The 20,343-nt window shown below is 49.0% G+C and carries 23 protein-coding genes and 1 riboswitch; of the genes, 22 read left to right on the top strand and 1 reads right to left on the bottom strand.

Features of this window, described 5'->3' with window-relative positions; genetic code table 11:
• Nucleotides 1–106: 106 nt before the first annotated feature.
• The 16 genes from AB3351_RS16000 (at nucleotide 107) to AB3351_RS15925 (ending at nucleotide 14,661) form a co-directional block, all read left to right on the top strand.
• Nucleotides 107–1,318, top strand: coding sequence for an ornithine--oxo-acid transaminase (locus tag AB3351_RS16000; RefSeq protein WP_371148152.1), 1,212 nt, complete (start codon nucleotides 107–109; stop codon nucleotides 1,316–1,318).
• A 27-nt stretch (nucleotides 1,319–1,345) separates the two neighbouring features.
• Nucleotides 1,346–1,523, top strand: a riboswitch (cobalamin riboswitch).
• A gap of 155 nt (nucleotides 1,524–1,678) precedes the next feature.
• Nucleotides 1,679–2,749, top strand: coding sequence for a nicotinate-nucleotide--dimethylbenzimidazole phosphoribosyltransferase (cobT, locus tag AB3351_RS15995; RefSeq protein WP_371148151.1), 1,071 nt, complete (start codon nucleotides 1,679–1,681; stop codon nucleotides 2,747–2,749).
• Between the two features lie 100 nt (nucleotides 2,750–2,849).
• Nucleotides 2,850–4,331: an MDR family MFS transporter gene (locus AB3351_RS15990; RefSeq protein WP_371148150.1), complete on the top strand. Its 1,482-nt coding sequence runs from the start codon at nucleotides 2,850–2,852 to the stop codon at nucleotides 4,329–4,331.
• A 19-nt stretch (nucleotides 4,332–4,350) separates the two neighbouring features.
• Nucleotides 4,351–5,862 carry a cobyric acid synthase gene (locus AB3351_RS15985; RefSeq protein ID WP_371148149.1) on the top strand — a complete coding sequence of 504 codons (1,512 nt, stop codon included), beginning with the start codon at nucleotides 4,351–4,353 and terminating at the stop codon, nucleotides 5,860–5,862.
• A gap of 12 nt (nucleotides 5,863–5,874) precedes the next feature.
• Nucleotides 5,875–6,525: a precorrin-2 dehydrogenase/sirohydrochlorin ferrochelatase family protein gene (locus AB3351_RS15980; protein ID WP_371148148.1), complete on the top strand. Its 651-nt coding sequence runs from the start codon at nucleotides 5,875–5,877 to the stop codon at nucleotides 6,523–6,525.
• Between the two features lie 43 nt (nucleotides 6,526–6,568).
• Nucleotides 6,569–7,216 (top strand): 5,6-dimethylbenzimidazole synthase, encoded by a 648-nt coding sequence (bluB, locus tag AB3351_RS15975; RefSeq protein ID WP_371148147.1) that lies wholly within the window; start codon nucleotides 6,569–6,571, stop codon nucleotides 7,214–7,216.
• Nucleotides 7,209–7,757, top strand: a complete 549-nt coding sequence (gene cobO / locus AB3351_RS15970) for a cob(I)yrinic acid a,c-diamide adenosyltransferase (RefSeq protein WP_371148146.1) — start codon at nucleotides 7,209–7,211, stop codon at nucleotides 7,755–7,757. The genes bluB and cobO overlap by 8 nt, the downstream gene beginning before the upstream one ends.
• Nucleotides 7,757–8,863 carry a threonine-phosphate decarboxylase CobD gene (gene cobD / locus AB3351_RS15965; RefSeq protein WP_371148145.1) on the top strand — a complete coding sequence of 369 codons (1,107 nt, stop codon included), beginning with the start codon at nucleotides 7,757–7,759 and terminating at the stop codon, nucleotides 8,861–8,863. The genes cobO and cobD overlap by 1 nt, the downstream gene beginning before the upstream one ends.
• On the top strand, nucleotides 8,860–9,408 hold the full coding sequence (gene cobU / locus AB3351_RS15960) for a bifunctional adenosylcobinamide kinase/adenosylcobinamide-phosphate guanylyltransferase (RefSeq protein WP_371148144.1): 549 nt from the start codon (nucleotides 8,860–8,862) through the stop codon (nucleotides 9,406–9,408). The genes cobD and cobU overlap by 4 nt, the downstream gene beginning before the upstream one ends.
• A complete protein-coding gene (gene cobS / locus AB3351_RS15955; RefSeq protein ID WP_371148143.1) occupies nucleotides 9,405–10,145 on the top strand; it encodes an adenosylcobinamide-GDP ribazoletransferase in 741 nt (246 codons plus the stop codon). Before cobU ends, cobS begins: the two co-directional genes overlap by 4 nt.
• Complete coding sequence (locus tag AB3351_RS15950) at nucleotides 10,142–10,732, top strand: histidine phosphatase family protein (protein ID WP_371148142.1); 591 nt, start codon at nucleotides 10,142–10,144, stop codon at nucleotides 10,730–10,732. The genes cobS and AB3351_RS15950 overlap by 4 nt, the downstream gene beginning before the upstream one ends.
• 62 nt (nucleotides 10,733–10,794) lie before the next feature.
• Nucleotides 10,795–11,664 (top strand): GHMP family kinase ATP-binding protein, encoded by an 870-nt coding sequence (locus AB3351_RS15945; RefSeq protein WP_371148141.1) that lies wholly within the window; start codon nucleotides 10,795–10,797, stop codon nucleotides 11,662–11,664.
• Entirely contained in the window at nucleotides 11,661–12,368 is a 708-nt protein-coding gene (locus tag AB3351_RS15940; RefSeq protein ID WP_371148140.1) for an adenosylcobinamide amidohydrolase, read from the top strand. The genes AB3351_RS15945 and AB3351_RS15940 overlap by 4 nt, the downstream gene beginning before the upstream one ends.
• Complete coding sequence (gene cbiB, locus AB3351_RS15935) at nucleotides 12,368–13,336, top strand: adenosylcobinamide-phosphate synthase CbiB (protein WP_371148139.1); 969 nt, start codon at nucleotides 12,368–12,370, stop codon at nucleotides 13,334–13,336. The genes AB3351_RS15940 and cbiB overlap by 1 nt, the downstream gene beginning before the upstream one ends.
• Before the next feature lie 121 nt (nucleotides 13,337–13,457).
• Nucleotides 13,458–14,201 carry a DUF4230 domain-containing protein gene (locus AB3351_RS15930; protein WP_371148138.1) on the top strand — a complete coding sequence of 248 codons (744 nt, stop codon included), beginning with the start codon at nucleotides 13,458–13,460 and terminating at the stop codon, nucleotides 14,199–14,201.
• Between the two features lie 163 nt (nucleotides 14,202–14,364).
• Nucleotides 14,365–14,661, top strand: coding sequence for a helix-turn-helix domain-containing protein (locus tag AB3351_RS15925; RefSeq protein ID WP_371148137.1), 297 nt, complete (start codon nucleotides 14,365–14,367; stop codon nucleotides 14,659–14,661).
• Nucleotides 14,662–14,740: 79 nt separating this feature from the next.
• Here AB3351_RS15925 and cls read toward each other — a convergent pair whose 3' ends face one another.
• On the bottom strand, nucleotides 14,741–16,267 hold the full coding sequence (cls, locus tag AB3351_RS15920; RefSeq protein ID WP_371148136.1) for a cardiolipin synthase: 1,527 nt from the start codon (nucleotides 16,265–16,267) through the stop codon (nucleotides 14,741–14,743).
• 176 nt (nucleotides 16,268–16,443) lie between these two features.
• On the opposite strand from cls, the gene AB3351_RS15915 reads away from it, so the two are divergent.
• The 6 genes from AB3351_RS15915 to AB3351_RS15890 all read left to right on the top strand — a co-directional run bounded on the left by AB3351_RS15915 (nucleotide 16,444) and on the right by AB3351_RS15890 (nucleotide 20,323).
• The gene (locus tag AB3351_RS15915; RefSeq protein WP_371148135.1) at nucleotides 16,444–17,106 is read left to right on the top strand and encodes a YigZ family protein; all 663 of its coding nucleotides are present in this window, start codon (nucleotides 16,444–16,446) and stop codon (nucleotides 17,104–17,106) included.
• Nucleotides 17,107–17,254: 148 nt separating this feature from the next.
• Nucleotides 17,255–17,422: a DUF2759 domain-containing protein gene (locus tag AB3351_RS15910; protein WP_371148134.1), complete on the top strand. Its 168-nt coding sequence runs from the start codon at nucleotides 17,255–17,257 to the stop codon at nucleotides 17,420–17,422.
• 102 nt (nucleotides 17,423–17,524) lie between these two features.
• Nucleotides 17,525–17,797 (top strand): YciI family protein, encoded by a 273-nt coding sequence (locus AB3351_RS15905; protein WP_371148158.1) that lies wholly within the window; start codon nucleotides 17,525–17,527, stop codon nucleotides 17,795–17,797.
• A 59-nt stretch (nucleotides 17,798–17,856) separates the two neighbouring features.
• Nucleotides 17,857–18,795: a 4-hydroxy-3-methylbut-2-enyl diphosphate reductase gene (locus tag AB3351_RS15900; RefSeq protein WP_371148133.1), complete on the top strand. Its 939-nt coding sequence runs from the start codon at nucleotides 17,857–17,859 to the stop codon at nucleotides 18,793–18,795.
• Between the two features lie 65 nt (nucleotides 18,796–18,860).
• A complete protein-coding gene (locus AB3351_RS15895; protein WP_371148132.1) occupies nucleotides 18,861–20,036 on the top strand; it encodes an MFS transporter in 1,176 nt (391 codons plus the stop codon).
• An 83-nt stretch (nucleotides 20,037–20,119) separates the two neighbouring features.
• Nucleotides 20,120–20,323 (top strand): hypothetical protein, encoded by a 204-nt coding sequence (locus AB3351_RS15890; RefSeq protein WP_371148131.1) that lies wholly within the window; start codon nucleotides 20,120–20,122, stop codon nucleotides 20,321–20,323.
• Nucleotides 20,324–20,343 lie beyond the last annotated feature (20 nt).

Raw genomic sequence — 20,343 nt, 5'->3', positions numbered from 1 at the left:
CAGGCACCGACTCCAAAGCAGGCGGTCCGGACTATCTGCTTCAGTTCACACAGCCCAAACTCTCGTCTGAGATTCTATAGAAGCAGCGAAAAAAGGAGGAATCAACATGAGCGGTTCAACTTCAACAACAAAAACGTCCGGAATTATTGAGAAAACAGAACGGTTCGGGGCAAAAAATTATCATCCGCTGCCCATTGTTATTGCTAAGGCGGAAGGCGTATGGGTAGAAGATCCGGAAGGCAACAAATATATGGATATGTTGAGTGCCTATTCTGCACTTAATCAAGGGCATCGTCATCCAAAAATTATCCAAGCGCTAAAGGATCAAGCTGATAAAGTCACGCTCACATCCCGCGCGTTTCACAATGACCAACTGGGTGACTTTTATGAGAAGCTATCTACGCTCACAGGAAAAGATATGATCTTGCCGATGAATACGGGGGCGGAAGCGGTGGAGACTGCTGTGAAAGCGGTGCGCCGCTGGGCGTATGATGTGAAGAAGGTGCCGGAAAATCAGGCGGAGATTATTGTATGTGAAGGTAATTTCCACGGGCGCACGACTACGATCACCTCATTCTCGTCTGATGAAGCGTACAAGCGCGGCTTCGGTCCGTTCACACCGGGCTTTCGCATCATTCCTTACGGTGATATTGAAGCGCTTAAACAGGCGATCACGCCAAATACAGCCGCTTTTATGGTAGAGCCAATCCAAGGGGAAGCAGGCATTGTCATGCCACCAGAAGGATTTTTAAAACAGGCGCGTGCATTGTGTAAAGAACATAATGTTGTGTTTATCGCAGATGAAATTCAAACCGGCTTTGGACGCACAGGCAAGATGTTTGCTTCGGATTGGGAAGATGTGAAGCCGGATATGTATATTATGGGAAAAGCGCTGGGTGGTGGAGTATTCCCAATTTCTGCAGTGGCTGCTGATAAAGAAATTCTCAGCGTCTTCGAACCGGGTTCGCATGGTTCTACATTTGGCGGAAATCCGCTCGGTTGCGCCGTTGCGATTGCAGCTCTTGACGTGCTAGAAGAGGAGAAGCTTGTCCAGCGCTCATTGGAGATGGGTGAATACTTTAAGCAGAAATTACAGCAAATCAATAATCCGCTTATTAAAGAGGTGCGCGGTCGCGGTCTGTTTATCGGCGTTGAATTAACGAAAGAAGCCCGCCCGTATTGTGAAGCGTTAAAAGAATTGGGTCTGCTGTGTAAAGAAACACATGAGACGACGATCCGTTTTGCTCCATCGCTCATTATCTCAAAAGAAGATTTGGATTGGGCCATTGAGAGGATTTATCAAGTGTTGAAAAAGTAAAGAAAGAGTTGTATGCTATTTTATAGATATGTATAGGACGCAATAGGTGCCTCATTATGAGGAGAATAGGGAAGAAACGACGCGGGCCCGCCACTGTATCCGGGGAGCCGCTGTCAGTCACTGAGCTACGACGATGCTTGGGAAGGCTGACGGCATATGGCTGAGATCCGGGAGCCAGGAGACCTGCCTATTGCAGCGAATTACTCGAGGAACAGGTAGCATAGAACCGGATGTGGAAAGTCCAGGTCTTCTTAGACCTGGGCTTTTTTGCTGTACATTCGTACATAGCCCAGTGTGCAGGCTTACCCTGTTGCGTCCTAGCTATTCTCTGCATTCTTATAGAGGAAACAGGAGGATGAAATGATGGAAAAAACAATGGGCATGTTGCTTACAGAGACGGTGAACGGAATTGCTGTACCGGATGAAGGAAGCATGGAAGTGGTTCGAAAGCGTGTAGATAATCTGACCAAGCCGCCGGGAAGCTTGGGAACACTTGAAGAAATGGTTGTACGTCTGGCGGGTATTCAGCGCACCACAGCGCCTGTCATGGACAAAAAGTCGGTCGTTGTTATGTGTGGGGATCATGGTGTGACAGCAGAAGGCGTCAGTGCGTTTCCTGCGGAAGTGACGGGTCTGATGATGGGGAATTTTACGCGTGGCGGTGCTGCGATTAATGTATTCGCACGTCAAGTGGGAGCGGAGGTCGTCGTCGTCGATGTAGGAAGCGTCGGACAAACACCTTCGGGGATTCGGGATTACACGATCGCGCCAGGTACGAAGAACATGGCACATGGTGCAGCCATGAGTAGAGAAGAGGCACTGCGCGCCATTGAAGTAGGAATCGAGATTGTCCAAGAACTTGCACAACAAGGATATAAGGCCGTTGCACTTGGCGATATGGGCATTGGCAATACGACGCCGAGTACGGCATTAATTGCAGCTGTAACGGGCCGTCCCGTAGATGAGCTGACAGGTAAAGGAACCGGAATTGATGAGACGAAGCGACGGATGAAAGCTGCCATTATTGAACAGGCACTGTCCATTAACGGTCTCGACAAAAACTGGCGTACGAGCTGTGATGCTGTGGATGTGCTTGCTCGTGTCGGCGGGCTTGAGATCGCAGGGCTGGTCGGTGTAGCGCTTGGTGCGGCAGCATCCGGCATGGCTGTTATTGTGGATGGTGTGATTGCGGGTGCAGCGGCATTGATTGCCTACGAGATCTGTCCTGTAACGCTGGCCTATCTATTTGCGTCCCATTTATCAGAAGAGCCGGCACATCAAGCTGCACTTGATTATGTAAAGCTATCTCCTGTACTGCACCTTCAGATGCGGCTGGGTGAAGGCTCCGGTGCGGTACTTCTGTTCCCGCTTCTTACTGCCGCACTTGGTATGCTGAACGAGATGGCAACGTTCGATGAATTAGGCCTATAGTTTATAAATTGACTTTTAGGTTGGAAATCTTATACGCTACCAACAGTAAATTCCTTTGCCATCTTAACTAGTAGGTAGAGTAAAGAAGAGGGAGAAGCGTATGAAAACCAACCGAAAAAATGTAACAATTGCGATGCTGGTCGCCACTTTTCTTGCAGCAATTGAAGTAACAATCGTCAGTACGGCTATGCCCCGAATTGTTAGCGATTTAGGGGGATTAGAGCTGATTAGCTGGGTGTTTGCCATCTATTTGCTGACAACATCTGTTACCACTCCGATCTATGGAAAGCTTGCCGATTTATTCGGCCGCAAGATTATTTTTACTGTGGGAACGGTCGTTTTCCTGCTCGGATCGGCTTTGTGTGGCTTGGCACAGTCCATGGAGGCGCTTATTTTCTATCGGGCGATTCAGGGGATTGGTGCCGGCGCGGTACTTCCGGTAACGTTTACGATCATCGGTGATATTTATTCGTTTGAAGAGCGTGCGAAGATTCAGGGCTGGTTCAGCTCCGTCTGGGGTATTTCGGGCATAGTTGGACCCCTGGTCGGCGGTTTTTTTGTTGATGTTCTTTCGTGGCACTGGATCTTCTTTGTGAATGTGCCGTTTGGGCTGATTGCCATCGTTATGCTATGGCTGTCTCTTGATGAGTCGTTTGAGAAGAAGAAACAGCATATTGATTATGCAGGTGCAGCTGTATTTACTATAGGAGTGACGGCACTGCTGTATGCTTTTTTGACCGGAGGACAGGAGTATGCGTGGGGCTCGCCAGTGATTCTCGGGCTGTTCGCCATTGCGGCGGTCTTTTTGGTTCTCTTTATCTGGATTGAGAAGAAGTCTCCTGAACCGATGCTTCCGCTTGAGATTTTTACGATTCGTGAAATATCTGTATCCAATCTTGTTTCCTTCATTGTTAGCGCGGTATTGATTGCGATTACCGCTTATCTTCCGATGTGGATTCAAGGTGTATACGGAGCGGGAGCGACCAGCTCCGGGTTAGCGCTAACGCCGATGTCGATCGGTTGGCTGCTCGGCGCCATTATGAGCGGAAGGCTCATGGTTCGTATCCTAGTACGCAATACAGCGCTGATCGGGCTTGCGGTCATTGCGCTTGCGTCACTAGGGCTTGCGTTGATTGGGATGGATACACCGCATTTTGTGATCGTAGTGATTATGTTTGTTGCAGGTCTTGGGTTCGGTCTTTCGATGACGGTATTTACCGTTACCGTACAATCCGCGGTGGATTGGAAACTACGCGGAGCAGCAACGGCCTCCAATTCATTCGTTCGTACCCTTGGACAGACGATTGGGATTGCCGCATTCGGCACGTTGTTTAATGCTGTTATTGTACGTTATATGCAAAGAGAAGGGATTAAAGCGGGCGAAGGAGATATGAATCAGCTGCTTAACCCAGAGGCAGCGGCTCATCTGTCAGCCGAACTGCTTGCTTCCATGCGGGAAGGCTTGGCGTATGCGCTGCATAATGTATTTCTTGTTATGGTTGTCGTAGCGGCCCTATCCTTTGCGGCTGGATTTTTTATGCCGCGCCGCAACCCGAATTCCGCAACAGCCCGTCCTCAATAACCAGACAGGGGGAGAATAGATGAAGGCGATTATGCTGCAGGGTACATCATCAGATGTAGGCAAGAGCGTGTTATGTACCGCGCTCTGCCGCATTTTATATGAAGACGGATGGAAGGTTGCTCCGTTTAAATCGCAGAATATGGCATTAAACTCGTATATTACAAGAGATGGAAAAGAAATTGGCCGAGCCCAGGGGGTTCAGGCTGAGGCATGCCGGGTGGAAGCAACAGCAGATATGAATCCGATCCTGCTTAAGCCAAAGCAGGATATGATTGCGGAAGTGATTGTGCGCGGGGAGCATTATGCCGATATGGGCGCTGGCGCATATAGAAATGAATATGTTCCGACGGCGCTACCGATTCTGCGGGCGTCACTAGATCGCTTGGCCGAGGAGTATGAAGTACTCGTGATGGAAGGGGCGGGAAGCCCGGCGGAGATTAATCTAAAGGATCGTGATATTGCCAATATGAAGGCGGCCGAGTTGGCGGATGCGCCTGTACTTTTGATCGCAGACATTGATCGCGGCGGCGTGTTTGCCTCGCTTGTCGGAACGCTTGCGCTGCTCGATGAACAGGAGCGAGCACGAGTGAAAGGATTTATTATCAATAAATTTCGCGGAAAATTCTCTCTATTGAAGCCGGGGCTTGATTGGTTGGAAGAGCATACAGGAATCCCGGTACTTGGTGTGATTCCGTATGCGGACACCGGAATTGATGCCGAAGATTCGCTGGCATTATCCACCCTTCGACTGAAGAAGCAGGACGAAGTGGAAGGGGCGCTTAGTATCGCAATCATTCGCTTGCCACGCATCTCCAACTTTACAGATGTCGATCCGTTGTATGATGAACCTGGAGTAAAGATTCGCTTAATTGCATCCGCAGCAGAGTGGAATCATCCGGATATGATCGTATTGCCCGGCACCAAAAATACGACAGATGATCTGCAGTGGCTTAAGCAAACGGGTCTGGCCGAATTGATTGTGGAAGCTGTACGGAATGGAGCACACATTGTTGGGATTTGTGGCGGCTATCAAATGCTGGGCAGGGAGCTGCATGATCCGAATGGAATCGAGTCGACGCACTTCTACAGTGAAGGATTGGGCCTGCTTCCTATTCAGACAACGTTTTCTGCGGGTAAGCGTACGCTGCGTGTAGCAGGGCGTGTATGTGCCACCTCGTTTGCAAGCGAGGAGGAGGTGAGTGGATATGAGATTCATCTCGGCAAAACCATGCGGGAGGCGGGGAGTAGACCGCTATTTTCACTTGGGGATGGGCATACGGACGGCACGATTACCGAAGATGAGCGGGTATGGGGTACGTATCTGCACGGAATATTCCATAACCGTATGTTCACCCGTGCGTGGCTCAATCATATTCGAAAGCGCATGGGCCGCCCGCTTGTAGAGGGAAGTGTTCAGACTGAAGCAGAGCGGCGGGAAGAGAGCTATATAGCATTGGCGGAGCTTGTGCGGGCACATCTCGATATGCGCAAGCTGTATGATATTATGGAACTGTCTCTTCCTGTAAAGTAAGGGGGAATACCGATGAGTAGTCATTCGTATCCTGTTATGCTGCAGGTAAACGGTATGCGAGCTGTGATTGTTGGCGGAGGTCAAGTTGCCGAACGAAAGACGCTCGTTTTGCTCGAAGCGGGCGCATCGGTTTTGATTGTTAGTCCAAAGCTCACCGATCGCCTTCATGCATGGGTGGAAGAAGGACGGGTGAGCTGGCGTGCAAAACTCTTTGATCCACAGGATCTGCAGAATGCTTTTCTGATTTTTGCCGCCACAAATCAGTCCGATGTAAACCTACGGGTCTATGAAGCGATGAAGCCAGGGCAATTGATTACGATAGCAGATCGTCCGGATATAAGTTCGTTTTCTAACCCGGCACATGTGCGGCGGGGTAAGCTGCTGCTGACTGTATCTACGGATGGTGCAAGCCCGGGATTATCTCGTAAGATTGCTTGTGAGCTGGCAGATACATATGATGAAGCATATGAGATGTATGTCGAGTTTCTTAGCGAAGCGCGTCAGATCATACAGCAGCACACCCAATCCCTAGCACAGCGTCGGCGCATGCTCAAGGCGTTGCTTGCCGATGATTTTCTGCGCGATGCTAGAGAGGGGCGGGCAGATCAACTATGGGAACGTTTCCAGAGAATCATGGAGGAAGAAGGCTGCGATCCCTCATAGCGTAGCCGTTACTTTTGATTATAGAAAGGAAGAGGGGCGACCGATGTTTACTGAAGAGGAAAGACAGGCAGTATACAAGGTGATTGAGACGAGACGCGATGTCCGTTCATTCCTTCCAGACCCACTGCCCAATGATGCGGTACAGCGCATTCTAGAGGCCGGACATCACGGACCGTCTGTTGGCTTTATGCAGCCGTGGAACTTCATACTTATTACGTCGAATGAGGTGAAGGAGAGGCTCGCATGGGCATCGGAGAAAGAGAGAAAGGCGCTTGCTATTCATTATGAAGAAGAGCGGGCGGATCAGTTTCTTCGCTTGAAAGTGCAGGGAATTCAAGAAGCGCCGCTTACAATATGCGTGACATGTGATCCTTCACGCGGCGGCTCCCATGTCTTAGGGCGCAACTCCATTCCGGAGACGGATATCATGTCGACGGCCTGTGCCATTCAGAATATGTGGCTAGCCTCCTGTGCGGAAGGTATTGCAATGGGGTGGGTTAGTTTCTATAAGAAAAACGATGTGCGCGACATTCTTGCCCTGCCGCCTCATATTGATCCGGTGGCGCTGCTGTCGTTTGGCTATACGGATCATTATCCGGCGGCTCCCATTCTTGAGACAGAAAAATGGGAGAGGCGCCGCGTGCTTGATACGTTAATCTATCATGATAAATGGGGGGAGCGCTATGAGTAAACCAGATAAACAACGCGGGCTTATGCTCGTCTATACAGGTGATGGGAAAGGAAAGACAACAGCGGCACTGGGGCTTGCAGTACGAGCTGTAGGCCGTGGAAAACGCGTTCTTATGATTCAATTTATTAAATCACCGGAACGCACATATGGCGAGAAAATTACATTTGATAAAATCGGAATTGAAATGCATCAGAAAGGCAGCGGCTTTACATGGTTAAAAACACCAGAGGAACATCGGGCGGCGCTAAAGGATGCTTGGGCTTTTACAAAGGAAAAAGTCATGAGTGGTGCGTATGATGTCGTCATATTAGATGAATTGAACAATGCGCTTGCCATTACTACATTCCCCATTGATGATGTGCTGCCGATTGAGGAAGTAATGGGGCTGATCGATAACCGCCCGTACGGCATGCATTTGGTAATCACCGGACGGAGCGCGCGCCAGGAAATCATTGACCGAGCGGACCTTGTCACGGAGATGCAGCCAGTAAAGCATTATTATGAAGAAGGGATTCCAGCTGTGCTGGGTGTTGAGTTCTGATGGGGGAAATGGAGAAGTTCGGACACGGTGGAGATATGCTGACCGCATCTGCGCTGTTCGGCATCGCACCGGATCGCCTCCTTGATTTCAGTGCGAATATTAATCCGCTCGGCCCCCCACCGCAGGCTTTAGCTGCGATAGAAGATGAGATGCGTCGGATCGTCCATTACCCGGACCCGGCGCATCGTGGGTTAATCAGTGCGCTTTCGAATAAATATAATACAGAGGAGGAGACGATTCTTATTGGTAATGGAGCAGCGGAATGCATGGCTCTTGCTTTGCAGGCGCTCGCTCCCCGCAAGGTAGGAGTCATCTATCCTTCTTTTGTTGAGTATGTACAGCTCTCGCGACAATATGGAGCAGAAGTGATCGGATGCACTGGGGATGCGGACAATGGCTTTTTGCCTTCTGTCGATGAACTTGAGAGGCTGCTTGATCAAGTGGATGCATTGTTCATCGGGCATCCGAATAACCCGACCGGCTTATTATATGATCTGGAGTCGATGCGTCGTTTGGCTGTGCGGGCAGCGGAGAAGAAGGCTTATCTTATTATAGATGAAGCCTTTATCGACTTTTTACCCCCGGATCGCCAACCTACGCTATTACCTGAAATCATACAGTATCCACAGGTGATTCTTTTGCGCTCCATGACAAAATTCTATGCCATTCCCGGCTTGCGTCTCGGTTTTGCAGTCGCCCATCCTGATTTGATTGCGCGTATGAAAGAAAAACAAATACCTTGGAGTGTCAATCGTCTCGCGCTGGCAGCCGGGGAGGCATGCTGCCTAGTAGATGCATATGAAGCGGACACACGCAGGTTGATTGCGGAGGAGCGGCAGTATTTGCGCTCCAGATTGTCTGTAGACTTACGTGTTACTGTCTGGCCGGGACAGGCGAATTTCCTGCTGGTGCGCCTTCCTTCGATCTGGACGGCAAGGGAGTTGCAACAAGCGCTTGGACGAAAGGGAATCATGATTCGCAACTGTGATATGTATCCGGGCCTAACATCACAGGACATACGGGTAGCAGTCCGTTCGCGTATGGAGAATGATCGCCTGCTTGCGGCGCTTAACGATGTGATGAAAGAGGAGAGAGAGAAACTGTGAGTATTGTATTAATTACAGGCGGTGTGCGTTCCGGCAAAAGTGCATTTGCAGAACAGTTAGCCAAAGAACGGAGTGCTTCCGTATTATATGTAGCGACCGGCGTATGCACGGACGAGGAGATGGAGGCGCGTATTGTCCTTCATCGAAAACGGCGGCCTGCTTCATGGGGGATCAGCGAGACGCCATACGATGCCGCCGATGGTGTGGCGGCGTATCATGCGTATGATGCGGTGCTTTTTGATTGTGTATCAACATGGATTAGCAATCTGCTGATTGCTGTGCCTGAAGAAAGGCTTCGGAATGAGAAAGAGACGAAACGAATTAACGAAGAGGTAGAGCGATGGCTTGCCTTGGCAAAGCAATATGAAGGTACGCTTATTGTCGTTACTAGCGAGACCGGACTTGGCGGAGTTGCGATGTCTCGTCTCGGACGTTGGTTTCAGGATGTGCTTGGCAGTGTGAACCAGCGAATTGCAGCAGAGGCGGATGACGTATATGCCGTACTGTCAGGCATTCCGTGGCAGATTAAAGGGGCGGGCATATGAGTGCTTTTTTTCATGCGGTCGCCTTTCTTACTCGTTTTCCGGTTCCGCGCCTCAGTCATGAGGCGGCAGATTGGCGGCGTAGTGTAGCGTTCTATCCGATTGTCGGACTGCTGTTAGGGATTGTGCTGTATGGAGCTGCTTGGTTATTCGGCTGGCTGTTTCCAGCTCCGGTAGCGGCTGTGCTTACGCTGGTCTTCTGGGTGTATAGCACGGGTGGGCTGCATCTGGACGGATGGATGGATTTAGCGGATGGACTTGGAAGCTGGCGGGATCGGGAGAAAATTTTTGCGATTATGAAGGACAGCCGGGTAGGCGCGATGGGCGTTACCGCGGCCATTCTTTTATTTATGGTGAAAGTTGCGGCCTTATACGAAATCACTTCCGGGCATATGGAGCTGTGGATGCTGCTTCCGCCGCTTCTTGCAAGGACAGCTCTGCTTGCGGCAATTTGGTTCTGGCCCTATATTACGGAAAAGGGACTTGGGACCGGACTGCGAGAGGGGCTTGCTTTCTGGAATGTATGGCTTTCCTTTTTCCTTGCGAGCGGGTTCGCATTCGTTTTGTACGGCATCGCAGGGGTATTTGTTGTATGCGGCACCGCACTCATCTGCTGGATATTCCTTCGTTCCGTAGCGAAGCGGCTGGGTGGCTTGAGTGGCGATTGTTACGGAGCACTGGTTGAATGGGCTGAAGCTGCTGCGCTTGTATTCATTATGGCGGGAGGGAAGCTGCTTTGATAAGGCTGATATGGATTCGGCATGGAGAAACAGAAGAGAACCGAGCGCGGCGTTATCTTGGTCACTATGATGCGCCTCTTACCGCCTTTGGACGGGAGCAGGCAGCTTCGGCGGCCCTGCTCCTTCAGCATGAAACAATTCACTCTATATATACGAGCGATCTTATCCGATGCCGTGAGACGGCTGCCATTGTAGCTCGTCCGCATGACGTCGAGCCGCGTGTCGTTCCTGAGCTACGCGAGCTTGACTTCGGGGCGTGGGATCGAAAGACGTATGAAGAAATCATGCTGACGCATAAAACGTTAGCTGAAAGATGGTATAATAATCCTCATGATGTTGCTCCACCGAACGGGGAAAGCTTGCGAGATCTTAGGAATAGGCTGGGCGTGTGGCTGGATGCGCTGGTTGGGCGGATGAAGCCCGGTGAGACAGCCGTACTGGTGACGCATGGCGGTCCCATTCGTTGGTTTCTTGCCACATATGTTGCAGAAGACCCGCAGGCGTTCTGGTCGGTTACAGGACCTGGTACCGGCAGTGTGATTGTCACAAATAAAGGTAGACAAAAATGGATGGCATCGTCATTATAAAAGAAATAAAGAGAGAAAACAGAAGCGGATAGAGAAAATGGATAGGAAACGAGGAGAAAACCATGAAAGCAACTACAGGTACAGCATGCCATACGTTTGGCGAGCTGCTACAGGGGCAGAGAGAGGGTGTGCCTTTTCTTGTCTCTTTGCCTATTGCCAGTTTTGCGAAAGCGACGTTTTATCCGTCTGCTTCCGGCGAATTGCTTACATCCCCACAGAAAATTAAAGTGCGCCGTATTTTGCGTCGATTGATGGCACAGTATCAGCTCTCGTTGAGCGGCACACTCTTATTGGAGCAGTCCCTTCCTGACGGTAAAGGATTTGCGACCAGTACGGCTGATATGGTGGCCGCCTGCCGCGCCGTATCCAAAGCGCATCAGCTCCGTCTGCTGCCACAGCATATCTCATCATTGCTTGTGCAGGTAGAGCCGACTGACGGCATTATGTATGATGAGGTGGTAGCTTATCAGCATCATGAAGGACGAGTCATTACGAGTCTGGGTCAGTTGCCATCGCTTCAGATCATAGGTGTGGATCGGGGCGGTAAGGTAGATACCGTATCGTTTAATAAGCGCAAGGCTCATTATACATTGCAGGAAGAAAAGGAATATGATCAGCTTTTACTGAAACTTCAGGAAGCTTTTCGCGTTGGAGACAGTGAACTAATTGGCTATGTGGCTACACGCAGCGCTGAGATGCATCAGAAGCGTTTGCCGCATCCAGATTTTGCAGAATTGAAAGCGCTCTGCCATAAGATAGGAGGCCTTGGTGTCGTAATTGCTCACAGCGGTACATTAGCAGGTATTCTTCTTGATACCAACTCTCCTATTTATCATCAGCAGGCCGCCGAGCTGCGCCAGCAGATGGAAGGATGGCATCGTTCGGTTTATGAATTTGCCGTTGCAGGAAATCAGAAAGGAATTACAGTATGACGCAGCCATTTCGTTCATCTACACGTTATACATCAGCTATATGGCCGGCTATTACTGTTGCGTATCAGGAGGATTATTTACTGCTGCACTCCCCGGTGCCGCTTACTGCGGTTAGCAGCGCGCTTTGGCGGGGTGGTATCGCGCAAGCAAGTCACTTCATCAATTGGAAGGTACCGCTGACCTACCGTTGTGAAGACCCTACGATTATGATGAGGGATCAACTGGGGGCATGGGGCTATCCTGTTGATGCATCCATTGGGTTACAAACGGCAGCTAAGATTACGCATGCTTCTATTACAGAGGAGGCGGGTGATCGATACCGTATCCTCTGCTGTGCTACAGCCGGGACAAGGAACAGTGCTCGTGCCGGAAAAGCACGGGAGACGTTCTCTGCCTATCAATGCGGTACAATCAATATCTTTCTGTTAGCTGACGCCCATCTCACACCCTCCGCTATGATCAACAGCGTCATTACCGCTACGGAAGCGAAGTCCGCTGCTTTGCAAGATCTGGGGATTTCTGATGAAGATGGAGAGACCGCAACCGGTACAACAACTGACGCTGTTGTATTTGCTGCTACGCAGGATGAGGCACATGGAGCACCGCATCAATTTGCTGGGGCGGCAACAACGATCGGTAACGCGATCGGACGTCTTGTTTATCAGGCAGTGTATGAAGCCGTAGCTACGCAGGGAGAGTCATAATGCTTGTACGTGTATGTGTTTTACTTTCCGCATATATTATAGACAGATTGGTCGGAGACCCTCGGTGGTTGACCCACCCTGTTGTTTATATGGGCCGCGTAATTACATGGTTGGAGCGGCAGCTTCGGCGTCGTGTTGTACGCGAAGAGCAGTTAAAGCATGTAGGGATTTTATTTCCGCTTATACTCGTTGGTGGCAGCTTCGTCTTGACATGGTGGCTGCTTGTTCTCTTGTCCTGGATTCATCCATGGCTTTCTTGGGTGGTGGAAGCGTGGCTTATCTCCACTACAATTGCCACTAAGGGGCTTGCGGAGGCAGGCATAGGTATCTATGGCTTACTTAAGGAAGGGAAGCTTGAAGAGGCACGGCAGGCACTAGCGATGGTAGTCGGACGTGATACGGACCGGCTCGATGAAGGAGAGGTATCACGCGGTGCTGTGGAGACAGTAGCGGAAAATATTGTCGATGCCATTTTATCTCCACTATTTTATGCAGCGATTGGAGGCGCGCCGCTGGCGATGGCGTACCGTGCAGCGAATACGCTCGATTCGATGGTTGGTTATAAAAACGATGCCTATCGAAATCTCGGTTGGGCGTCTGCCCGTTTTGACGATCTTGTTAATTATGTCCCCGCGCGTCTGGCTGCGCTTCTGCTTATATGTGTAAGCTGGCTGCTGCGTTTGAATTGGCGTAATTGTGCAGCTATCATTATTCGTGATGCGAGGCGTCATCCAAGTCCGAATAGCGGATTTACGGAAGCGGGGGTAGCGGGTGCGCTGGGCATCCAGCTTGGCGGAACCAATTATTATCAGGGAATCCCGTCGCATCGTGCCAAAATGGGAGATCGATACCGCTCCATTGAGGCGCAAGATATCAAACAAACCGTTCGCATCATGCACTGGGTATCTTTTTTCTTTCTCTTGGCTTGTCTGCTTGGTATAATGATAGTAACGCTGCTGTATTTATAGTACGAGTCGAAGCATAAAAAGTCGCTCCTATGTCCTAGCGACTTTTTTGTCGTTGTTGCGTTTAATTAGTATAGACAAAATGCAGGTCACCAACAGGGTATATAAAGTAGGAGGAGAAACGGTGAACAACAAAGACGACATGCTACGGGTTCGGCAGGAAGCGGAACAAGGACACAAAGGGGCAACGATTTATCGGCTGCCGTATGCAGAGACAGAACAAGCGCCTCAGAAGAGGAAGCGGGCGCGTTTTTCGTTTCCGCGAATGCGCTGGACGAAGCAGGTAAAGACGTGGACGGCTGCTTGTGTTCTAGGATTAGCGGTGATCGGGGCTGGTATCTGGGCAGGTAGTGGTTGGTTCGGTGCACCACAGGTTACTGGGCAGACTGTTGTACAGGAGATTCGTGATCTATCCTACTTGACGACAGCGGAGGCCGTCATGATGACAACCCTAGAAGGGGAAGATGCTTACCGCTTCTATGACTTTGAGCTTCCGGGTACGAAGCGTTTTTTCCATATTGATGTACCGGCTAAGGTTCTGGTCGGCATTGATTTGAAGAAGGTTACGTCGTCTGATATTGTCATTGATGAGGCGAATAAGCAGATTACAGTAACGCTACCGCGGGCTGATTTCTTACAGGACCCTAATATTGATATTGATAAAGTGAAAGCATTCTCAGAAGAGGAGATCTTCCGCAAAAAAATGACACCTGATGAGCAACAGGCGTTTCTGACTGAAGCCCGCAGCCAATTGCGCCGTGAAGCAAAGGCCAGTGGTATTCTGCAGACGGCGGAGGATCGCGCCGTACGGGTGCTTCAGCAAATCTATAAACCTGTTGGCTATCGTGTAAATGTTGCATTTAAATAAATAATTTAATAGAGTTAAATAAAGTGAAAAAGCCATTTCCCTTATGATACGGAATGGCTTTCTTATTGTCTGTCATATTATAGAAGTGCAGAAGGTCTTGAAATTGGGAGTAGAAATCAGAAATAATAGAAGTAGAAAATACGGACATAAAAGAGGTGAAAGGATGGATATAAACGATGTTAATGATTTATTCGCATTAGGCTTAGACCCGTTTGAGTTCATGATTTATGTATTTCTTATGCAAATTGTGCAGCGCAGTGAGGAGAAATGGATGCCGTCCATTCGTAAAATTGCCGCTCGATGTAACATGAACAAAAACACCGTGGAAAGAAAAATTAAGAGCCTAGAAGAAAAACAGCTAATTCGTATCCATAAATATCAGAATAAGAATCGCTATGAAATTTTGCCGATTGGGCAGATAGCGGCGGGAAAGTCGGACAGCTATCCACTTGCGAGATAATCATCTGAAGGCAAATCATACAGCAAAAAAAATCAGGGATAAAAGCACAGACGTGTTTTTATCCCTGTTCTTTATTATTTTATAGCAGCGGAGATAAGAGCCTGGCAATGGATTCAAGAATACGGTGATGCCAGGGTCTCTTCTTATACTCTTCTAAGGTCAATTCCCTACTGTCCATAAGGTCTTGAATAAAATCCTCTTCAAGTTTATACACAGAGTTGCTGTTATACAAAATCGCATTCACTTCAAAGTTATGCTGAAAGCTTCGGATATCCATATTTGCTGTGCCGATGGAAGCAACGACACCGTCGACAAGCAGAATCTTCGCATGCACAAAACCCGGTTGATACAAATAAAAGCGTACGCCTGCTTCAAGAAGCTCTTGGAAGTAGGAGCGCGATGCCCAGAATACGGTTTGATGATCCGGTCTGCTCGGCAGCAGCAGACGTACATCAAGTCCGCTTAATGCCGCTGTCTTTAGCGCCATGCTGATGGAATCATCCGGCACAAAATAAGGGGAGGTAATATAGATCTTCTCCTGTGCCGTCGCAATAATGGAGAAATACATCTGCCATATCGATTCCCAGTCGGAGTCCGGTCCGCTTGCAGCGATTTGAATTAGTTCTTCACCGGGCTCTTCCGTAAGAGACGGATAATACCGATCACCCTCAATGCTTTCGTCCGTTACGAAAAACCAATCCTTCAAGAAGATATTCTGGAGCAGATAGACCGATTCGCCTTCGACGCGCAGGTGGGAATCGCGCCAGAAGCCGAACCGCGTGTCTTTGCCTAAGTATTCATCTCCAATGTTTAATCCACCCACAAAACCGATCTTCCCGTCAATGATGACAATTTTCCGGTGATTCCGGTAGTTGAGCTTGTTGTTAAGAAACGGAAGAATAACGGGAAAAAATGTTACCACTTCAACTCCGGCGCTCTTTAGCTCGGTAATATAGCGCTTATCGAGCCGAACGCTGCCCACCCCATCATAAATGACGCGAACCTTCACGCCTTCTCGTGCTTTGTCCATGAGAACCTGCTTAAATTGCTGCCCGGTTGTATCATGGCGAATAATATAGAATTGAAAGTGGATATGATCCTTTGCTTCAGACATATCCTGTATCATCTGACGAAACGTCTCATCCCCGTTGGTCAGCACCTTGCTTCGATTTTTGTATGTGAACGGGGACTGGGCGACATTCACCATTAGGTTCAATAGCCGCCGCTTGGAAGCAAGGTGGGGGTACTGCCAGAAATCGTTCTCATCAAGCATTCCGACAGGTACCCGCTCCAATTTCTTCAGAACCTCTGCGTTGCTGATGAATTTGTTGCGAAACAGCTTGCGCTTACGTACATTTCGACCCAGCAATATATAAAAAATAAATCCGACAATGGGAAGGAAGTTCAAGATAATAAGCCAAGCCACTGTCCGAGAAGGATTCCGATTTTCGAGCACGATCAGAAACGCAATCAAAAATACAGAAAGTGAAAATAAAAACGTAAGATAGGGCTCAATCGTCTGCCAAAAAGAGGAGGCTCCTCCAGTTGGAGCAGCAGCAAGCAAAAATGGTGACGGATTCAATCCGTCAAGCAGCATCCATGTCATCGTACACCAACCTTGCCTGTGATATCATAATAGTTACCTTATTATATCCTGTAAAACAAAAAGAGGTCTATGTTTATCCGCCTTCAAACATGTTGTTTACAATAATAGGCCATGTCCAGGCGGTACGAAAGGAACCGGATAAGATATAGAAAACGAAGAGAAAGGATGACATATAGATGCTGCAGCGATATTTGACCGTACGTCCAATGGGAAGTACAGAGATTGAGATTAATCGTTCCCGTTTTATTAGTTATGTAAAGCGGGTGGAGACGCCGGAGGACGCGGTTGCCTTCATACAAGAAATTAAGAAGAAGCATTGGGATGCTACACATAACTGCTCGGCTTATATCGTAGGCGAGAATGATCAATTCCAGAAGATGGACGATGACGGAGAGCCGAGCGGTACGGCGGGCAAGCCCATCCTTGAAGTAATAAAGAAGAAAGGGCTTAAGGATACGGCTGTGGTTGTTACTCGTTATTTTGGCGGGATTAAGCTTGGGGCAGGCGGTCTGATCCGCGCATACGGCAAATCCGCAAGTGCAGGTGTACGTGCCGCCGGAGTAGTAGAACGGATCTTGACGCGTGAGCATCATTTTTCATTCGATTATACGCATCTCGGTAAAGTAGAGAATGAGCTGAACGCCCAGCAGTACAGCATTGTTGGGATTCAATATTTGGATAAGGTAACAGTGACTGTAGGGGAGGAAGAAGGTAAGGAAGAGCCGCTAAAGCATCTTATTACGAACCTAACAAGTGGTCAGGTGGAATGGACGGCCGGCGAATTGGTCTATATTGAGCAAGACCGAATGGTTGAAGTTGGGGAAGATGAGGAAGAATAACAACGGGAAAAGGACTTTTTGCGTCTTGCAGCATCGAGAGGTGAACAAAAAGACATAATCTTTATTTGCCAGAGTTTGCCTCTCTTTGATAAAATAAAAGGTGTTTTGGAATTATACTTCAGCTTTATACGGGAGGGGTTGAGGGAATATGCTGATGAATATTCTCATGTTTGTGTTCACGATCTTTGTTGCATGGGGTCTTCGTAATGTAATGAAGCAAAAGAACAAGTTTGCGATAGGGTTCACTGGGGTTGCGCTTTTGGTCTGCATATTCGCTGATGTGCTGATTGTAATGACAAAGTTTGCTACACCGTAGTAAGGTAAGCTAAACTGTACATGTGGGTGTCAAAAGGGGGTTGGACATATGGACGACCCTTTTTTGTATGGACCAAGCCATCATCTAAAGGGGGAATACACAATGAAATATGTTGCATTTTTACCAATTATTGATCAGGAAAAGAACGCCCAGCATCGCCCTGCTCACCTTGCGTATATTAACAGGCTCTATCATGAAGGAAAAATTATGGCTGCCGGCCCGTTTACGGACGGAAAGGGCGGCATGGTTATTTATATTGCTGATACATATGAAGAAGCGCTTGAACTCGCACAGAATGATCCGGTGATCATCGAAGGTGCTCGCACGCTTGAATTACGTGAATGGGGTGCGCTGGGACTGCCGCTTGAGTTATAATGGATGCGGTGGCGCTTAAGTCAGCGCCCCAATCTGACGGTGGGGAGGCAGTACACAGTATGGAAGTTATTAAAATCTCGCCCCGCGGCTATTGTTACGGCGTCGTGGACGCTATGGTGCTGGCGCAGAAGACAGCACAGAACTTCGATTTTCCGCGGCCAATCTATATTCTTGGCATGATCGTTCATAACAGTCATGTGGTAAAAGCGTTTGAAGAACAGGAGATCATCACCTTAGACGGCCCGAATCGCATGGAGATGCTTGAGCAAATAGAGAAAGGCACTGTCATTTTCACGGCGCACGGCGTATCGCCTCAAGTAAAGGAACGCGCTCGCGCTAAGGGGCTGACTGTTGTAGATGCGACATGCCCGGACGTAACGAAAACCCATGACCTGATTCGGGAGAAGGTTGCCCAAGGATATCATGTCATTTATATTGGGAAAAAAGGCCATCCGGAACCAGAAGGCGCGCTGGGTGTAGCACCTGACCGTGTTCATTTAATTGAGACGGAGGCGGATGCTGACCGGTTGGATATCGCTGCTGATAAGCTGATTGTGACTAACCAGACAACGATGAGCCAATGGGATATTAGGCATATTATGAATAAGGTTATTCAAAAATATCCACAGTGTGAGATTCATAATGAGATCTGCATGGCGACGCAGGTGCGACAGGAAGCGGTGGCTGAACAAGCTGGGGAGGCCGATCTGCTTCTAGTGGTGGGAGACCCGCGCAGCAACAACTCCAACCGCTTGGCTCAGGTGGCCGAGGAGATTGCAGGTGTGCCGGCATATCGCATTTCTGATCTGGATGAATTGGACCTGTCTTGGCTTAAGGGCAAGCGCAAAGTAGCCGTTACATCTGGGGCTTCCACGCCGACACCGCTTACCAAGGAGGTTATTGCCTTTCTTGAACAATATGAAGAGGCAAAACCGGAGACGTGGGAGAAGGCGCGGACAGTGAATCCGAAGAAGATGCTGCCGGCATATAAGCGATAAACAGTCGGGATGACACGGGCAAACCTATATGGGTTTGCCCTCTGTTTTTTGAAAGGGGAAAGGCAATGGCTACACCAATTTGGAAGCGCGAGTCCGTAAGCATTAGCGGCCTTTTTCTATTTATTTACTTTGCACTGGGTGCTCTATATCCGCTGCTCTCTCATTATTTGAAAAGCATTGGGATGAGTGGTACCGAGATTGGCTTGATTGTGTCGGTTGGGCCGATTGTAGCGATTTTTGCGCAGCCGTTCTGGGGGATGCTGTGTGATCGATTTCAAGTATCGCGACAAGTGTTAGGCGGCGTCCTGTTGGGGGCTGTGGGTGCATCGCTTCTGCTGCTGGCGGGAGGGAAGAGTTTTATTGCATTTGCACTGTTATACGGTGTGCTGCATTTTTTTCAAAGCGGGGCCGTACCTATCTCAGATGGACTGGCCCTGCAGTATGCGTCGCGTACAGGTGTGGAGTTCGGAAGCATTCGTCAATGGGGGGCAATCGGTTTTGCCATTGCCACACTAGTATCTAGCCTATTGGCTGATGCTTTTTGGCTTGGCGCAATTTTTTATGTGTATGCTTTTGCGCAGATAAGCGCTTTTGTGTTTTTGCAGGGTGTGCAGGCAGAACGTTCAGTGGCTGCGGTCAATGTATTCAAAGGTCTACGCGAGTTGATTCGCCTTCCACGGTATATGCTCTTTCTTGCAAGCGCGTTTCTGATCTTTGGGCCGATTAACGGCAATAATGTTTTCTTTGGTCTGTTGTATGAAGAGATGGGGGGACAGATTGCAGGCATTGGCTTGGCATTCCTTTTGTTTGCAGGAAGCGAAGCACCTTTTATGAAATGGTCGGGCTTTTTCATCCGGCGTTTAGGTCTAGAGAAGACGATTCTTGTCGCGGGTCTGGTATCGGCTGTGCGCTGGCTATGGTATGGGATGAGTCCGTCTCCGAGCGCTGTGCTGATTCTTTTCTTTGTGCAGGGTTTTTCAGTTGGTTTATATTTGGCATCTGCAGCCCAGTTCGTGAGAGCCAATACCCCTAAGACGCTCCGGGTGACGGCGCTTTCCATCTATACATCGATGGGGCTTGGTCTCGGTTCCATGGCAACCAATGTAGTGGGTGGGATGCTTGTGGATGCGTATGGTATTTTGACTACGTATACGTTTTTTGGCGTACTTACTTTGCTTGGCCTTGTGCCGCTTATGCTGGTGATCTGGGTGATTAAACAAAAACAATCTGTATTACAATAATTTTCAAAAAACATCTTGCTGTATTATTACAGAATGTGTTATACTACAGATAACAAATGATACGGAGATGGAGGAGATTTGTTATGATACAGAACCATGTTGGTGGACACTATCGCTTGGCTCGGGAGAAGAAGCCGTTTATGGTGGAAGAGATGGATCGCTTGTTCTTCGCCTGTCGGTATGAAGGATCAAATGAAGGATTTGTCATTGAGAAGGATGCATTTCATCGACAAGTGCAACGGGGCCGCATCGTAGCTAGTCCGTTTGAATCTGCGCTCGCCATGTAATGGGCGGGCTTTTTTGTGCC

Origin of the sequence: Aneurinibacillus sp. REN35, assembly GCF_041379945.2 — a bacterium.
Taxonomy (GTDB): domain Bacteria; phylum Bacillota; class Bacilli; order Aneurinibacillales; family Aneurinibacillaceae; genus Aneurinibacillus.
The sequence above is the reverse complement of the archived record's forward strand: the minus strand, read 5'-3'. Positions and strand labels throughout refer to the sequence as shown.

Excerpts from the sequence above, each read along its gene's own strand:
- AB3351_RS15945 (WP_371148141.1), top strand. The coding sequence starts at position 10,795 with ATGAAAGCAACTACAGGTACAGCATGCCATACGTTTGGCGAGCTGCTA.
- AB3351_RS15985 (WP_371148149.1), top strand. The coding sequence starts at position 4,351 with ATGAAGGCGATTATGCTGCAGGGTACATCATCAGATGTAGGCAAGAGC.
- AB3351_RS15890 (WP_371148131.1), top strand. The coding sequence starts at position 20,120 with ATGATACAGAACCATGTTGGTGGACACTATCGCTTGGCTCGGGAGAAG.
- AB3351_RS15895 (WP_371148132.1), top strand. The coding sequence starts at position 18,861 with ATGGCTACACCAATTTGGAAGCGCGAGTCCGTAAGCATTAGCGGCCTT.
- AB3351_RS16000 (WP_371148152.1), top strand. The coding sequence starts at position 107 with ATGAGCGGTTCAACTTCAACAACAAAAACGTCCGGAATTATTGAGAAA.
- AB3351_RS15980 (WP_371148148.1), top strand. The coding sequence starts at position 5,875 with ATGAGTAGTCATTCGTATCCTGTTATGCTGCAGGTAAACGGTATGCGA.
- AB3351_RS15900 (WP_371148133.1), top strand. The coding sequence starts at position 17,857 with ATGGAAGTTATTAAAATCTCGCCCCGCGGCTATTGTTACGGCGTCGTG.
- cls (WP_371148136.1), bottom strand. The coding sequence starts at position 16,267 with ATGACATGGATGCTGCTTGACGGATTGAATCCGTCACCATTTTTGCTT.
- cobO (WP_371148146.1), top strand. The coding sequence starts at position 7,209 with ATGAGTAAACCAGATAAACAACGCGGGCTTATGCTCGTCTATACAGGT.
- AB3351_RS15910 (WP_371148134.1), top strand. The coding sequence starts at position 17,255 with ATGCTGATGAATATTCTCATGTTTGTGTTCACGATCTTTGTTGCATGG.
- AB3351_RS15905 (WP_371148158.1), top strand. The coding sequence starts at position 17,525 with ATGAAATATGTTGCATTTTTACCAATTATTGATCAGGAAAAGAACGCC.
- AB3351_RS15925 (WP_371148137.1), top strand. The coding sequence starts at position 14,365 with ATGGATATAAACGATGTTAATGATTTATTCGCATTAGGCTTAGACCCG.
- cobS (WP_371148143.1), top strand. The coding sequence starts at position 9,405 with ATGAGTGCTTTTTTTCATGCGGTCGCCTTTCTTACTCGTTTTCCGGTT.
- cbiB (WP_371148139.1), top strand. The coding sequence starts at position 12,368 with ATGCTTGTACGTGTATGTGTTTTACTTTCCGCATATATTATAGACAGA.
- bluB (WP_371148147.1), top strand. The coding sequence starts at position 6,569 with ATGTTTACTGAAGAGGAAAGACAGGCAGTATACAAGGTGATTGAGACG.
- cobT (WP_371148151.1), top strand. The coding sequence starts at position 1,679 with ATGATGGAAAAAACAATGGGCATGTTGCTTACAGAGACGGTGAACGGA.
- AB3351_RS15940 (WP_371148140.1), top strand. The coding sequence starts at position 11,661 with ATGACGCAGCCATTTCGTTCATCTACACGTTATACATCAGCTATATGG.
- AB3351_RS15990 (WP_371148150.1), top strand. The coding sequence starts at position 2,850 with ATGAAAACCAACCGAAAAAATGTAACAATTGCGATGCTGGTCGCCACT.
- AB3351_RS15915 (WP_371148135.1), top strand. The coding sequence starts at position 16,444 with ATGCTGCAGCGATATTTGACCGTACGTCCAATGGGAAGTACAGAGATT.
- cobD (WP_371148145.1), top strand. The coding sequence starts at position 7,757 with ATGGGGGAAATGGAGAAGTTCGGACACGGTGGAGATATGCTGACCGCA.